Origin of the sequence: Microcoleus sp. K4-B3, from assembly GCF_036704615.1 — a bacterium.
In the GTDB taxonomy this organism is placed as follows: domain Bacteria; phylum Cyanobacteriota; class Cyanobacteriia; order Cyanobacteriales; family Microcoleaceae; genus Microcoleus.
Genome location: NZ_JAUBSF010000084.1, coordinates 1 through 16,578, shown reverse-complemented (window position 1 = coordinate 16,578; position 16,578 = coordinate 1). Strand labels below are relative to the sequence as shown.

Below are 16,578 nucleotides of genomic sequence, written 5' to 3'. Positions count from 1 at the left end.
TATCAAAGATAAGTGAGTTCTTTCATAGACTCTCTAGAGGCATAAAATGGCTAAAAAACGTCAAAAACCAGACGAAGAGTACCAACAACTCTCATTAAATTTTGATATCCCAGTTAATTTGAACTCTGAACAATCGGATGATCCAGATGATGACTGGTTACAAGATGAAGAATTAGGGGGAAACTTTCAAACGTCCGATCGCACAATCGAACCTCAAACTCGCGACTTACTAACCCTCAAACTCTTGCGAGAAGCCATTCAGAGTCAAAATCCAGGCGATCGCGTCATGGGAGACTTCGCAGAATATGTCTTGCCAAATCTGCTGCGAGTTGCCATTGGCGTCACAGCCAAAGGCGGCAAATTTTTTGACGATCTCGATAAAAAACAAGGAAAAGAGAATGTGAGACGGCATAATGCAGCCGATCAGTCCCTAAATACTCACCTGCTAAATGGATTATTTCCTGCTAATTTAATTGAACAGCGGTTAGAAAAACTCGACACCACCGTGCGGCGATCCGTAGGAGAACAAGAACGGCGGTTAGTAATTGCTGGCTTTATTCTCCACGACTTTGAAAAATTTCCCGATGTCCCCAACGATTGTCGCAAGTTACCGCTAGAACAGCACCGTCAAATTATTGATGAAAAAGTGCGACAGTTAGGACTAGATAGCTTCATCAATCCCGACGCGCCAGATGCTTATCGAGAATACATTGACGATTTGCTCTGCCTTGCTTACAACGCTCAGCGGCGTTGGGATACTAACTGGAATTTTTCCGAATTTGGGTTAAATCCAGTGTTGCGCGATCGCACACTCCGCAGTCTCTCAGACTTGACCTGTTTAGCAGATTCCCTAGCATCTATTATCAAACATCCCCAAGATGCAGAAAATACCCGGCTAAACGAGTTAATCCACAGCCTCAGCGGCGGGCAATTAAAATTCACTTATCACAGCATCGCTGAAAACAGAGGCGTACTTACTAACGTCGTCAATAACGCTTTAATGGAAGTGCATACGGCGCTGAATACCGACGATCGCACCTACTACGAACCACTGCTTTACCTACCAACAGGTGTAATTTACTTAGCTCGATCGGATGCTCCTGCTATTTCAATTGTAGACTTACCCAAACGAGTAGTTAGCAAGATTAAACAACTCTGCGCCGGACAATTGCAACGCCGACAAACTGGTTTTGGTAGAGATGGTAAAGGCATGAAATATGCCGAGTATTATAACCTGTTTTTTGATACGTCAGAGTTGATGCTAGTTGCTGTTGATGCTACTTTACGCATTCTCAAAATAGGAAAAAACTCTGTCGCCAAAAGTCGCAGCGATAATCTGATAAAATTTCAGCGTCAGGATGTTTTATCTGCTGATTATAAATTCAATTTTGAGGACGATATTCGGATCGACCAGATTGCTGAACTAGGCGACTTAGTGAGTCGCAAGATTTGGGGAGAACAAGTTAATACCATCGAAATTGCACGCAAGAAAGACAAAAAACTACCCGCACTACCTCATCTAGATATTGTAGATGAAATTGCTAAGTTTTGGAACCTATCTGAATATCTGCCAGCCCTGAGAGAAATTCAACGGATTAATGAACGCCTGAAAGAACTTAAACTAAAAGGCAATACAGGCGGCGTTCCTTACGAATGGTACTATTTAGCAGCAAAGTACCTAGAACATCACCCAGGAATTGAGGATGTGCGGCAAGTTTGCGAACAGGCGATCGCCCACATTTCCCAAATGATTAAACCCATTCTTTCACAGTACAAATTGCCCGACGGTTGGGACGATTTGCGGCTGTGGGTAACGCGGGTTCTCATGTTACCCGGAAAGACACCATTGGGCACAGCATCCAGTGACGTATTTTTAGATGAGTTGGAACGCTACCAACTCGCTAAAAAACAGGGTAGAGGAAGACAGTTAATCTGTTCGATTTCCCATTCAGCTTACACCGTAACAGAACAAATGGAATCAGCCGTTTTGTTCACCCCTCAAGTTTACACTAACAAACAAATGTTGGGAGGTTCTAACGCCAAACGCAATATTTCTAGTATTGCAGGTTTGGAAATGATGCTGAGGCAAATTTTAATGAATCAAACTCAAGCTGTGGGCAAAAAATTTGAAGATGGCAAATATCGCTATCTCTATTTTTATCCCACATATTACTTCACCCCAGAGACAAATAAGTTTCTGCAAAAAGCCTACACTAGCATTGCCCAAACCCGCTTTGATACCAGCATTCGCAATCATTTTATCAGCAAGGATTTGCAAGCAGATTTTGGACGCGATCGCTACCAAAGCATCGATGCTTTCCTCATAGATGAAAACATCGAACCAGGAAAAGACCGCACCTTCAAACTTTCCTATCCCGAAGACCAACCTCTAACATTTTACTTCATGGCGCTTCCCCCCGGCCGAGATGCAACTGATACTGAATCTTGGGTAATGCCAACTTGGTTAGCTTTTGCCTTCCCGATGATTCTGGATGTCAAAACCGTAGTTTCCGAGTCGCCAATTCCACCATTTAATGACGGTGCGGAATTTGAAGAAAGCGTATTTCTTGACAGTATACCCCAAGCTTTTAGGGTGTTGACGAAGCGCGATCGCTTCCGCCTCGACTATATCCTAGAAGGTTGGGAGGAAAACGGCAAATCTTATCCTGCACCTCTAAATGTCTTAACTGCTGCTTATGCCATTCACCTTGATGTTAATGCGAAACAGGGGAAGTCCGGCTATGACTCCAACTGGGGTAAATTAACTGAGCTCGCCAAGGATTTTGAAACCAGCCCGCTTTATGTGTTTAGCTACCTAAATCAATGGGTTCGCAAACAGAAAAATGAAACGGCATCAATTCAAAAAATCAAGCTTTATGCTTATCATTTTTACCCTTGCTTTGACTCCTATGCCCACTATAATCATGAAGAGGAACGATTGACTGTGACAACCGCATCAAGTTTAAACCACCCCCAAAAATTGACGGAATTATATCGCAGATTTTACCGTGCAAATAAGCGATACAATCCCAAGGCAAATGCTGTACTGAAACCGATTGACATTGCTTCTAAAACTATCCTTGAAGCCGATCGTAGTTTTCAATGTGAATCTTTAGTGTTGGCTGTTGCTGCTGAAGTTTCAAAGCTCATGGATCGCGTTCACTCTTCTACTGCGGAAGGACGCTGGATTTTTAGCAAGCGGGAGAAAGAACGAGAGGCAATTTTAGAGTTTGCTCGCTACTTTGTTGAGGAGGTATTTGAGAAATCATTTGCGAGCGATCGGGCCCGTTTAGCCGGCCGCCAAATCAACCTAATCCGAGATACTTGCGAATTCCTTTATCGTTTAGAGAATGACAAAGAAAATCGCGCTATAGAGGACAAATCAGGTGACGAATCTGAGGACGAAGCTGACAATTAAAGCTGAAGCTAGTGTTTGACAAGCTACACGCAATTTGCACCAGTAACATTTTAACTAAAAATTTCACTTAGGAGACAAATCATGCCTTTCTTGAAAACCCTTGATGCTAAATTATTTCATGCCAGCATCCCTTACAAACCAATGGGAAAATATGCCCATTTCCTGACTGTACGAGTGACAGAATCTTATCCTCTCTTTCAGACAGATGGAGAACTGAATAAAGCGCGAGTCAGGGCCGGAATTGAAGACCAAAAACCTATCAGCCGCCTTACCATGTTTAAGCGCAAGCAATCTACACCAGAACGTTTAGTGGGTCGCGAGTTGCTGCGTAACTATGGTTTTATGACCGCTGAAGATTGCGAATACAATGTCAAGTTTGCAATGAATAATCCTGATTGCATTATCTACGGATTTGCGATCGGTGACTCTGGTTCAGAGAAATCTAAAGTAGTAGTTGACACAGCATTTTCAATTACCGCTTTTGATGAATCTCACGAGACTTTTACCCTCAATGCTCCCTTTGAGAATGGCACAATGGCATCTAAGGGTGAAGCAGGTTCCAAACCAGGCGAAGTTACCAGTCGCATCAATCAGCAAGACCACATCAAACCCCAGATTTTCTTTCCTAGCATTGTCACCCTGAAAGACCCTACAGAAGCTAGTTTTTTGTATGTTTTCAACAACATCCTCAGAACGCGGCACTATGGCGCTCAAACCACCCGCACAGGTCGAGTCAGAAATGAGTTAATTGGTGTCGTATTTGCCGACGGCGAAATTACCAGTAACCTCCGCTGGACGCAAGCAATTTACGATAAATTGCAGGGTGACGATAAACTTAATTCCAACAACCCTCTCAATGAAGATGATGTGATTATGGCTGCTATGGCTGCTATCCAAACGTTACTGTCTGAGGAATTTATCGTGCATGAAGACTTTATTGGGGATAAGTTTACACCATTAGTGACAGAGGTTAAAGCTGTTATTGGCAATGAAGATGAACTCAAAAAAATGTTGAAGAAAGCCGATGACGAGGCTAAAGCTTACGCGAAGAAGCATATCAAGGGTAAGGCAGGAGCTACAGCAGCAGCGGAGTAACAACCATGACTTTTATTTACCGCTGTCAAATCGAGTTGCACGATAGCCTTTATTTTGCAACTCGCGAGATAGGGAGACTTTACGAAACAGAGCCAGTAATTCACAATTACGCGCTTTGTTACGCCCTCGGTTTGGTGGATAGCGAAATCTATTCCACCACCGTTTCTGAAGAAGATTCCTATCGCTATTTCTGTCCCGAACAAATCCCTAAATACGAGCCGCATTTAACGGCGCTCAACCAACAGGGGATTTATGTTACTCCGGCGCGTTCTATTTCTCACTCCTCCACTCTCAACACTTGGAAATACGCCAACAATAACTATCACGTCGAGATGGATAAAACCCAGAAAAATATCCCTAGTTTTGGCAGAACAAAAGAAATCGCGCCGGAAAGCAAATTTGAGTTTTTCATAATCTCAGAAAACCCTCTCAAACTGGCCAAGTGGATACGTTTGGGAAAGTGGATGAGCAAAGCAGCAGTCGAAATTGTAGAACAGAAGGAAGTGAAGCGCTCGCCCTCAGCAACAGACTTCATCTTTCCCTATCTTCTCAACCCTTTAGATGTGATGTTTTCCCATCAAGTGATTAGCTACGATGTGGTTAATATGCCTCCGGTTAGCCTCATCCAAAATGTCAAAATCCTAGGGCGATATTACGAGTTTGAAAAACTCAAAATTCCGGCGTGTATGGAATACCGCTTTCGGGCCGATTAATAGGATGCCGAGCCTCTAGAAATGCGTTCCCAGGTTCTACCTGGGAACGATAAAACTTAGGAACGAGAAATTAAACCAATTTTAACCATTAACCATTAACCAATATGCCACACAGCCTAGTCCTCAACATCCTTCCCCTGGCCCCGATTCCCCCCGGATACCTCACCGGAAGACACCTGCACGCCCTCTTCCTCACCCTCGTGAGCTCCGTTGACAAAAAACTCGGCGATCGCCTCCACGATGCCACCGCCCAAAAATCTTTCACCCTCAGCCCTTTGCAAACTAAAAAATGCCCTTTCAAAAAACACCATTTCCTGCAATGGGAACACACAGAACCGATTCCAGAACATACCCTCTGTTGGTGGCGAATTACCCTGCTTGATGACACTTTATTCAGCAAATTAACTAATCTTTGGCTGAACCTCAATCCGTCGAAGCCGTGGCATCTAGGGCCCGCCGATTTGATGATTACTAAGATTCTCGGAACGCCCCAAGTAGATCAGCCTTGGGCTAATGCTTGCGATTACTCTCAATTGTACGATCGCGCTTCGGAAACTAATCGCTTAATTGCCTTCAGTTTTGCGACTCCTACTACCTTTCGACAGGGCAAATTTGATTCAGTAATTCCTACTAGAGACTGCGTTTTTAACAGTCTCCTCAGTCGGTGGAACAAGTACAGCCCGATCGCAATTCCAGATCTTTCCTTCGATGCACTTTTTTCGACATTTGTCAATATCCGAAGTGAAATATTGACTAACTATCAAAGCGATTTTGTCGGCATGGTTGGGGAGGTTAGTTATCGGATTTTGGGAGATGTGGAGCCTTTAGTGATTAAGCAAATTAATGCTTTGGCTGATTTTGCTGTTTACTGCGGGGTGGGGAGAAAAACTCCGATGGGGATGGGAATGACTCGGCGGATTGTTGTTAATAAGGGTTAAACGGATTTTGAGGGCGGGCAAGATGCCGGATTTCCGGGGCGGGCAAGATGCCTGTTCCACAATAACACTAAACTCTTGTGGAACAGGCATCTTCCCTGTTGCTAGTTCTCAATTACCAATCTATTACAAACCATTACAATCATGAACGATTTTGATTACATTTCGATCGCATCTCTCAACCAGTATTCCTATTGCGCTCACCGCTGTTGGCGGATGTTTTGTGCGGGGGAATTTGCGGAGAATCAGTATACCATAGAAGGGACGAGTTTGCACGATCGCGTTCACAGGATGGGCGAGATTAACCGCGATGAAACTTGGCAGGTTCGGGCGATTTGGCTGAAGTCTGAGCGCTACAAACTGATTGGGAAATCGGATTTGATTGAGTCGGCTGAGGGCGAAATTTATCCCGTGGAATACAAGCGAGGACGGAAGGGAGAATGGGATAACGACGAGTTGCAAGTTTGCGCCCAAGCGCTTTGTTTGGAGGAGATGACAGGGAAAACTATTGCAACTGGATATGTGTATTACGCGCAGTCGCATCAGCGGCAATTAGTCGAGATTTCTGAGCAATTGAGACAAGAGGCGATCGCCACTATCACCGCTATCCAATTTTTGCTGCAAACAGGCACAATGCCTCGACCTAATTATAGCAAACGCTGTCAAGGTTGCAGCCTTTATCAGCAATGTTTGCCACAAGCTGCTGAGAAAGTCCTGCGCTACCAAGAAGCTAATTAATCCAAACTACAAATTTAGGAGTCAATCGTGGGAACACTGTATATCAATCAAGATGATGTGTTTATCGGCAAAACAGATGAACGCCTCAATGTCAAGGCAAAGAATCAAATGTTACAGGATGTGCCTTTGATTCATTTAGATGGAGTGGTGATTTTGGGACGGGCGACTATTTCCCCGGCGGCGATCGCAGAATTGCTACAACGGAAAATTCCTCTGACTTTTATCACCGATACGGGTCACTATTTGGGTAAGCTGGAACCCGAATTAAGTAAAAACATTTTCGTTCGCAATGCTCAGTGGAAAGCGGCCGGGGAAACTCCTCAAGCTATTCATGTTGTCCGGGGTTTTATTCGGGGTAAATTGAAGAATTATCGCACCAGTTTATCTCAAACTCAGCGGGAACATTCGGAAATCAATTTAGCTTCGGCAATTATGCAGATTTCCAATGCGATCGCCAAACTTGACAAAACTGACAATATTGACTCCTTGCGCGCACAGGAAGGTGCTGGAAGTGCGGCATATTTCAGGGTTTTCAACCAATTAATTCGCGCGGAAGGCTTTGTGTTTCGACCGCGACACCGCCCTGCTACCGATCCGGTGAATTCTTTGATGAATTTTGCTTACACGCTGCTGCGTCACGATGTGCAAAGTGCGATTAATATTGTGGGATTTGACCCTTATTTAGGATACCTTCATATGCAGCGCTACGGCCGCGTGGGTTTAGCATTTGATTTGATGGAAGAGTTCCGCCCTTTGGTAGCAGACAGTATCATTTTGAATGCGATTAACCGCCGGATTCTGACGCTGAATGATTTTACTGTGGAACCTCTGAGTAATGTGGTGCGACTGTCGGAAACGGGACGGAAAGAGTTTCTGAAGTTGTATGAAAAGAAAAAGCAGTCTGAGTTTAAGCATCCTGTTTTGAAACGCAAGTGCACCTATCAAGAAGCTTTTGAAATTCAAGGGCGGCTGTTGGCGAAATATTTGATGGGCGAAATTGACCAATATCCACCTTTAGTTTTGTACTAGATATGCACATTCTGATTTCTTACGATATTTCGGAAGATAAGCGCCGGACAAAGATTCACAAAATGCTGAAATCCTATGGGCAGTGGATGCAGTACAGTGTGTTCGAGTGTGCTGATTTGAGCGAGACTCAGTATGCTAAGTTGCGATCGCGCCTGAACAAAGTCATCAAACCGAACGAAGACAGTATTTTGTTTTTCCCGCTGTGCGCTTGCTGTCAGGGTAAGATCGAACGCATTGGTGGGGTAGTGCCAGTCGATCGCACAATATTTTTTGCTTAGTTTCCGTGAATGGGTAGGTGTTAAAATCGGGGTATCAAATTTTTCGGCTCAAACTCATGTGCAGCAAGACTTTGATGCCCCTCCTATGAAAAAACGATTCACGGAAAGTCTGAAAGCTTTAGAGGATAAGGTTTTGGAGTGAGTATGAAATTTTTGGTATTGACAAGCCGCAGGCTGGAATGGTACTTTTGTTTTAGATTCACGGAACTGCACCTTGAAAACCAAATACAGCAAGGCTTCTGGAACGGGCTGCCGGAATAAACCTAAAACCCTATCAGGGATTGAAACGTTTAATTACAAAGTTGTTACCTTGAATTTCACCCGCCGGAATAAACCTAAAACCCTATCAGGGATTGAAACCATCGGCGTAATTACTGAATCGACAAATATCGAGCCGTGCCGGAATAAACCTAAAACCCTATCAGGGATTGAAACCCAGCCCTGGGCTTAGGCTCTATTCTCCTGAGAGCCGGAATAAACCTAAAACCCTATCAGGGATTGAAACAAACAAAAGGAAGAGTTACCTAATCCTTTAGGTAACTTAGGCCGGAATAAACCTAAAACCCTATCAGGGATTGAAACATCCAATATCTTTTATAGTAATTCTCCACAGCGCGCTTTGCCGGAATAAACCTAAAACCCTATCAGGGATTGAAACCTGAAGAATTAGGAGGAATGATTAAAACTCAAATGAGCCGGAATAAACCTAAAACCCTATCAGGGATTGAAACCTGAAGAATTAGGAGGAATGATTAAAACTCAAAGCCGGAATAAACCTAAAACCCTATCAGGGATTGAAACTAAAGAGGTAAAGGGGATTAACAGCAAAAATAAGGCCGGAATAAACCTAAAACCCTATCAGGGATTGAAACGCAACTGATAGCAATCTCTGCTATATTTCTTTTGGCCGGAATAAACCTAAAACCCTATCAGGGATTGAAACTTGATACAAAGAGCTGAAACGTATGCTAGGCAAGGGCTAAGCCGGAATAAACCTAAAACCCTATCAGGGATTGAAACTGGCCCACTTTTGCGGGAGGAATCGGCAATATATTAAGCCGGAATAAACCTAAAACCCTATCAGGGATTGAAACTATAACCAGCGATATCATTCGATATAGTGGCATTCCAGCCGGAATAAACCTAAAACCCTATCAGGGATTGAAACTGAGTTGCACATTAAACAGCAGGATGCCGTGCAAGGCCGGAATAAACCTAAAACCCTATCAGGGATTGAAACAAGTTTGCTGAAGGTGAGAAAAAAGCAGGATGCTTGATGCTGTGCCGCGCCGGAATAAACCTAAAACCCTATCAGGGATTGAAACTTCTGGCGACTGAATTAACCGCCGTTCGCCTAGTTCAAGCCGGAATAAACCTAAAACCCTATCAGGGATTGAAACTCACGACATTGGCAGTAAATTGTAAAAGCCTAGAGCTACTGCCGGAATAAACCTAAAACCCTATCAGGGATTGAAACCAGGGAAAGAACAGAAGGGAGCGTGTAAACCCATAGGCCGGAATAAACCTAAAACCCTATCAGGGATTGAAACTTGAGGTTTGTGTTTCCCTAATGGGAATGCTTAGGCCGGAATAAACCTAAAACCCTATCAGGGATTGAAACATACCCCCAGTGTTGGTTTACGCCAAAATATCCACGAACGCCGGAATAAACCTAAAACCCTATCAGGGATTGAAACGATCGACAAATAGCCTATTTCCTGCGCGACTACAAACACGGGCCGGAATAAACCTAAAACCCTATCAGGGATTGAAACCTGGTGGCTAACTGGAGAACCGTCAGGACGTACAAGCCGGAATAAACCTAAAACCCTATCAGGGATTGAAACAAACCCGATTGTAAATCGATTAGCTTTGAGGAGGCGATCGTGCCGGAATAAACCTAAAACCCTATCAGGGATTGAAACTTTGAGGGTATTTTGAGGCGGATTCGTGGGGATAGCCGGAATAAACCTAAAACCCTATCAGGGATTGAAACCAATTCCTCTCTTTCTGCACTGATTAAATCTAGGCCGGAATAAACCTAAAACCCTATCAGGGATTGAAACCCGGCTTGATGCAAATGGATGATGATTATTTTGCTAAAGCCGGAATAAACCTAAAACCCTATCAGGGATTGAAACGTTAATTTCTCCGCTACCTTGTCTTGATACAACAACTGCCGGAATAAACCTAAAACCCTATCAGGGATTGAAACGGGCAATTTGAGCCTGCCCCAGAACCTAAAGTGAAGATGCCGGAATAAACCTAAAACCCTATCAGGGATTGAAACGATTAATAAACTGATGCTCCAAAAATGTAATGATTAGGCCGGAATAAACCTAAAACCCTATCAGGGATTGAAACATATCGCTTAGAATCATTTTGTAATAATTCACTTGCCGGAATAAACCTAAAACCCTATCAGGGATTGAAACAATCTATCCCAAGCTTCAGTCATCTCTGAAAGAGCATCACGCCGGAATAAACCTAAAACCCTATCAGGGATTGAAACAAAATTGTTGTTTTGGGGACAAGGTTTCCGTATGAGCCGGAATAAACCTAAAACCCTATCAGGGATTGAAACGCTGACCACGTAGTTAACCTCGCATTTCACCGCGAGAGAGCCGGAATAAACCTAAAACCCTATCAGGGATTGAAACTTTGACACTCAAATGGCAGCCATCAGAAGTCAGCTAGCCGGGCCGGAATAAACCTAAAACCCTATCAGGGATTGAAACAGGTAATACTTGACTGTAGTTTTGTTTAACTGCCAGGCCGGAATAAACCTAAAACCCTATCAGGGATTGAAACTTCTTGCCATTCAATGTACAATTTTTCATTTTCAAGCCGGAATAAACCTAAAACCCTATCAGGGATTGAAACACATTTGATACTATGAGATTACGCCCAAACGAGAGCTACGCCGGAATAAACCTAAAACCCTATCAGGGATTGAAACGACATGATTAATATTGAAACTCCTTGGGGTTTTGCCGGAATAAACCTAAAACCCTATCAGGGATTGAAACCAAACTTTTGCGTCGATCGCACAAGACCAACGACTAGCCGGAATAAACCTAAAACCCTATCAGGGATTGAAACTTAAACTGAGCATCGTCTAACGCGATCGTGTGTGCCGGAATAAACCTAAAACCCTATCAGGGATTGAAACTTTACTTGCTTTGATCTATATCAACCTGATCGGCGTTTATTCGAGCCGGAATAAACCTAAAACCCTATCAGGGATTGAAACGGGCATTGTGCGTTAGGCGTTACCGAAACCCAAGACGCACAGGCTGCAGCCGGAATAAACCTAAAACCCTATCAGGGATTGAAACGGGCATTGTGCGCCAGCTTGTGGCTGACGGTGCGATCGAGCCGGAATAAACCTAAAACCCTATCAGGGATTGAAACTGGGCATTTCGATCCAACTTTAAAAAAGTATCAATCTAGCCGGAATAAACCTAAAACCCTATCAGGGATTGAAACAATTTGTTGAGAAGAAAATCAGCGATTTCTTTGAGTTCGTGCCGGAATAAACCTAAAACCCTATCAGGGATTGAAACTCAAAGGTACTACCACCAAACCCGCAGGTAGAGTGCCGGAATAAACCTAAAACCCTATCAGGGATTGAAACAAATATACAATTCGTCGATTACCCGATGGAACAGCCGGAATAAACCTAAAACCCTATCAGGGATTGAAACTTACCAGAGGGGAACGGGACAGACGGGGCTCGAGCCGGAATAAACCTAAAACCCTATCAGGGATTGAAACACTGGTCTCTGCCGTCGCCACGGATAGGCGCATCTTGAGCCGGAATAAACCTAAAACCCTATCAGGGATTGAAACTGGATGTTTGAATGCTTGGGGAAGGAAGCGATCGCACGCCGGAATAAACCTAAAACCCTATCAGGGATTGAAACGGAATTTTTGGCATATCTGGGCTACAACCTACTAGCCGGAATAAACCTAAAACCCTATCAGGGATTGAAACTGCAGATTGGCACAAGTTTGAACAAAAAGCAAAACAAAAGCCGGAATAAACCTAAAACCCTATCAGGGATTGAAACTTGGGTTGGCATTTTTCTCATAAGATTCCAGCTCCGCGCCGGAATAAACCTAAAACCCTATCAGGGATTGAAACCGGAAAAACGAACTCTGAATTCGGAAAAGCGAACTCCGAGCCGGAATAAACCTAAAACCCTATCAGGGATTGAAACTGCATATCTATCCTTTGGAACCCTGGAATCCTGCGCCGGAATAAACCTAAAACCCTATCAGGGATTGAAACTGATTTTGGTGTCAGCAATTAGTGAATTAGTAAATATGCCGGAATAAACCTAAAACCCTATCAGGGATTGAAACTACCGCGTAATATACCTGGCTTAAGGTTTTCTTTACAGCCGGAATAAACCTAAAACCCTATCAGGGATTGAAACGTTAACTACTTGCACTTCTACGCCGTGCCTCAAAATTGGCGCCGGAATAAACCTAAAACCCTATCAGGGATTGAAACTTTCCAAAAGCATCAGTCCATTTATGAGGAGCGTTATAGCCGGAATAAACCTAAAACCCTATCAGGGATTGAAACTTCACAGGGCGACAAACCTGTAGAAAAAAAAAATGGGCCGGAATAAACCTAAAACCCTATCAGGGATTGAAACAGTAACTTCGACTTCCGAATGCTTAAAATCGAACCGCCGGAATAAACCTAAAACCCTATCAGGGATTGAAACCAGACGGTAGCCTTACCCGCGAAGCAACCGGGAACGAAGGCCGGAATAAACCTAAAACCCTATCAGGGATTGAAACTGTCTTTTTCCGGCCGCACCTTAGCTGCGTTCCGGGCCGGAATAAACCTAAAACCCTATCAGGGATTGAAACTTAAACAATTGCCACCAGCCAACACCAACGGTTTTAAAGCCGGAATAAACCTAAAACCCTATCAGGGATTGAAACTTTGCTTCTACAATCTCCCAGTTTTTGGCAATAGCCATATAATGCCGGAATAAACCTAAAACCCTATCAGGGATTGAAACTCGATAACTGTAACTGTTTCGACGTAGCGATCGCCAGGCCGGAATAAACCTAAAACCCTATCAGGGATTGAAACGAAACAGAGCGGGCGATCGCCCAACCGCAAGCAGAAGCCGGAATAAACCTAAAACCCTATCAGGGATTGAAACACGACTTTTGCCAAGCCTTTACCGGCAACAATTGGGGCCGGAATAAACCTAAAACCCTATCAGGGATTGAAACTCGGGTGAGTGTTGCCGTTTTTGTCCTGTTCGAGCCGGAATAAACCTAAAACCCTATCAGGGATTGAAACATCTTGCACTGGTAGTGGCCCGACCTCTGTATAGTGCCGGAATAAACCTAAAACCCTATCAGGGATTGAAACGTTTGCCTACTTTCGAGAAAATTTTCATAGCTGTGCCGGCCGGAATAAACCTAAAACCCTATCAGGGATTGAAACAAAACGGGGCTTTTGTGGGAGATCCAAAGATTTGCAGCCGGGCCGGAATAAACCTAAAACCCTATCAGGGATTGAAACGCACGAGGCGAGATCGAGACTGAGTTGACCGGGTGCCGGAATAAACCTAAAACCCTATCAGGGATTGAAACTTAGCTCAGGGGAAGCTCCCTTGACTTCGGGATCGGGCCGGAATAAACCTAAAACCCTATCAGGGATTGAAACAAATCTAATTGCCATATTTGAAATACTCCCTTAAGGCCGGAATAAACCTAAAACCCTATCAGGGATTGAAACCCATTGAAATTAAGAGCAGCCATAGGCCATTTCTGCCGGAATAAACCTAAAACCCTATCAGGGATTGAAACGATTACGAGAACGCTCACGCCAAAAAACTGGGGGTGCCTGAAGCCGGAATAAACCTAAAACCCTATCAGGGATTGAAACTCGATCTAAAGACTCTCCACACTGACAGGAATGCCAGCCGGAATAAACCTAAAACCCTATCAGGGATTGAAACAAGCTTTTAGCAGAATTCCCAAAATACTTAGGGATATCACTGCCGGAATAAACCTAAAACCCTATCAGGGATTGAAACTATGATTCATTTATAGATGTGGTTGCCAATGCTGCCGCCGGAATAAACCTAAAACCCTATCAGGGATTGAAACCTTGCTGATTCTATTTCTAAGTCTGGTGTTGATTCTCGCCGGAATAAACCTAAAACCCTATCAGGGATTGAAACCTACTGCTGCTCTTAGACTTATTGGTTCTAAGCAAGAGAGCCGGAATAAACCTAAAACCCTATCAGGGATTGAAACCAACCGCAGGAAGCGCCCAACCGGCAAGACAGTGGGTGCCGGAATAAACCTAAAACCCTATCAGGGATTGAAACCCAACAACGCTGTTTCCAACATCAAAACAATGCAATCAGGCCGGAATAAACCTAAAACCCTATCAGGGATTGAAACATATACTTCTTCTTCGCCAGTTGGTATGATTGAAAGCCGGAATAAACCTAAAACCCTATCAGGGATTGAAACCAGGTAATCGGGACGATAGGTATCTTAAGCGCACCTAAGCCGGAATAAACCTAAAACCCTATCAGGGATTGAAACCCCAAACAGTTTATAGGCTAAAAATGACAGGCTAAAGCGCCGGAATAAACCTAAAACCCTATCAGGGATTGAAACTTGTAATCGGTGCGGTAAACATACCGAGCTTCTGCCGGAATAAACCTAAAACCCTATCAGGGATTGAAACCAAATATAGCCAATTCTGCATCAGGCGAAGTATCTTGAGCCGGAATAAACCTAAAACCCTATCAGGGATTGAAACTCTTATTACACTCGCCATACCTTTATCACTCTTTGGCCGGAATAAACCTAAAACCCTATCAGGGATTGAAACAGACCTGAACTCATCATCCGCAAAGCCAACACCAAAGGAAAGCCGGAATAAACCTAAAACCCTATCAGGGATTGAAACGTCCCGCTGACGCTGCTCTCAAATTAAAGGTCAAAGCCGGAATAAACCTAAAACCCTATCAGGGATTGAAACGGAACAGCCTTAGATACCTGCTGCAACGACGCTTCCAGCCGGAATAAACCTAAAACCCTATCAGGGATTGAAACTGTGATTTTACTCTCCCAACTCCATCGCTTCGAGCTGAGCCGGAATAAACCTAAAACCCTATCAGGGATTGAAACGTATCGTCGGCTGCACCTGTTCCGGCGGGGCTAGCGCCGGAATAAACCTAAAACCCTATCAGGGATTGAAACAAAGGCGAGGTAATGGAGACGGCTTTAGAAAAAGAGCCGGAATAAACCTAAAACCCTATCAGGGATTGAAACGCTAAATATGCCGATACCGGGAACCGGACGATCGCCCTGCCGGAATAAACCTAAAACCCTATCAGGGATTGAAACTTTATTTTTTATACGGAAAGCAGGAATTTCTTTCAGCCGGAATAAACCTAAAACCCTATCAGGGATTGAAACTCAGCACATTTTGTCAGCGCCAATTTACTTACTTTTATGCCGGAATAAACCTAAAACCCTATCAGGGATTGAAACGAGGCGTACAGGTTGAAGTAGTTAAATCGCTTAAGCCGGAATAAACCTAAAACCCTATCAGGGATTGAAACAAGTTCGGGTGACCCTCTACAAGTTGTTTTTTGATGGCCGGAATAAACCTAAAACCCTATCAGGGATTGAAACTAATTTCGGAGCCAACAATGGAGGTATTGGGGTAGAGCCGGAATAAACCTAAAACCCTATCAGGGATTGAAACTTGCAGGCGATCGCCCGTCGTAAGGAAGAACCGCCAAAGCCGGAATAAACCTATTTCCCCATCTAGGGCTTGAAACGCCCAAACTACAAAATTATTGGCTTAAAAATAGATTTCTCCTCTCTCTTTCTCTCTCCTCCCATAACCTCAAACAATCGATCGACTACACGCCTCCAAGTAAAATTTTCAGCAACAAAACCCGGACCCGCAACCCTAGCTTTCGCAGCTATAACAGGCTGCTCGATCGCTATGCGCATCAAATCAGTCAAATGTTCCCACTCAGGAGCTAAGATAAATAAAGTTTCCCCATCACTCGCCACAGCCGTCAATTTACTCTCTATTTGCAGTGCAAAGTCCGATCGCGTAAAATCATCCGTAGGGCCGCCCTCCGTGCAAATAACCGGCAAACCGCAAGCAGCAGCTTCCAACACCGGCAGATTAAAACCTTCTGCCAAATAAGGAGAAACATAAGCATCTGCTGCTTGGTAAAACTCAGCTATTTGAGCAAAAGATAGCTGGCTGCCAGTATAAACTGGAGTTTAGACTAAAAAATGGTCACAGCTAAAAGTAGCTGCCTTTTAACAGAAGGCAAGCTGTTGCTCAAAAA

At 43.9% G+C, this 16,578-nt stretch carries 7 protein-coding genes, 1 pseudogene and 1 CRISPR repeat array; of the genes and pseudogenes, 7 read left to right on the top strand and 1 reads right to left on the bottom strand.

The window, feature by feature from the left end; translation table 11 throughout:
• Positions 1-46: 46 nt before the first annotated feature.
• The 7 genes from cas10d to cas2 all read left to right on the top strand — a co-directional run bounded on the left by cas10d (position 47) and on the right by cas2 (position 8,206).
• Positions 47-3,418, top strand: coding sequence for a type I-D CRISPR-associated protein Cas10d/Csc3 (gene cas10d, locus QUA78_RS25870; protein WP_333399102.1), 3,372 nt, complete (start codon positions 47-49; stop codon positions 3,416-3,418).
• Positions 3,419-3,499: 81 nt separating this feature from the next.
• Positions 3,500-4,513 (top strand): type I-D CRISPR-associated protein Cas7/Csc2, encoded by a 1,014-nt coding sequence (gene cas7d / locus QUA78_RS25865; protein WP_333399101.1) that lies wholly within the window; start codon positions 3,500-3,502, stop codon positions 4,511-4,513.
• Between the two features lie 5 nt (positions 4,514-4,518).
• Positions 4,519-5,226 carry a type I-D CRISPR-associated protein Cas5/Csc1 gene (gene cas5d / locus QUA78_RS25860; protein WP_333399100.1) on the top strand — a complete coding sequence of 236 codons (708 nt, stop codon included), beginning with the start codon at positions 4,519-4,521 and terminating at the stop codon, positions 5,224-5,226.
• Between the two features lie 104 nt (positions 5,227-5,330).
• Positions 5,331-6,164 carry a CRISPR-associated endoribonuclease Cas6 gene (gene cas6 / locus QUA78_RS25855; protein ID WP_333305431.1) on the top strand — a complete coding sequence of 278 codons (834 nt, stop codon included), beginning with the start codon at positions 5,331-5,333 and terminating at the stop codon, positions 6,162-6,164.
• A 141-nt stretch (positions 6,165-6,305) separates the two neighbouring features.
• A complete protein-coding gene (gene cas4 / locus QUA78_RS25850) occupies positions 6,306-6,899 on the top strand; it encodes a CRISPR-associated protein Cas4 (protein ID WP_333305429.1) in 594 nt (197 codons plus the stop codon).
• Positions 6,900-6,926: 27 nt separating this feature from the next.
• Positions 6,927-7,928 carry a type I-D CRISPR-associated endonuclease Cas1d gene (gene cas1d / locus QUA78_RS25845; protein ID WP_333305428.1) on the top strand — a complete coding sequence of 334 codons (1,002 nt, stop codon included), beginning with the start codon at positions 6,927-6,929 and terminating at the stop codon, positions 7,926-7,928.
• Between the two features lie 2 nt (positions 7,929-7,930).
• Complete coding sequence (gene cas2 / locus QUA78_RS25840; RefSeq protein WP_333234702.1) at positions 7,931-8,206, top strand: CRISPR-associated endonuclease Cas2; 276 nt, start codon at positions 7,931-7,933, stop codon at positions 8,204-8,206.
• A gap of 251 nt (positions 8,207-8,457) precedes the next feature.
• Positions 8,458-15,974: a CRISPR direct-repeat array (repeat unit 37 nt; unit sequence GCCGGAATAAACCTAAAACCCTATCAGGGATTGAAAC).
• Between the two features lie 83 nt (positions 15,975-16,057).
• On the opposite strand, the pseudogene QUA78_RS25835 reads toward cas2, so the two are convergent.
• Positions 16,058-16,486: pseudogene (locus tag QUA78_RS25835) on the bottom strand (glycosyltransferase); the annotation flags it as partial.
• Positions 16,487-16,578 lie beyond the last annotated feature (92 nt).

Coding starts and splice junctions, on each gene's coding strand:
- cas10d (WP_333399102.1), top strand. CDS start 47: ATGGCTAAAAAACGTCAAAAACCAGACGAAGAGTACCAACAACTCTCA.
- cas7d (WP_333399101.1), top strand. CDS start 3,500: ATGCCTTTCTTGAAAACCCTTGATGCTAAATTATTTCATGCCAGCATC.
- cas5d (WP_333399100.1), top strand. CDS start 4,519: ATGACTTTTATTTACCGCTGTCAAATCGAGTTGCACGATAGCCTTTAT.
- cas6 (WP_333305431.1), top strand. CDS start 5,331: ATGCCACACAGCCTAGTCCTCAACATCCTTCCCCTGGCCCCGATTCCC.
- cas4 (WP_333305429.1), top strand. CDS start 6,306: ATGAACGATTTTGATTACATTTCGATCGCATCTCTCAACCAGTATTCC.
- cas2 (WP_333234702.1), top strand. CDS start 7,931: ATGCACATTCTGATTTCTTACGATATTTCGGAAGATAAGCGCCGGACA.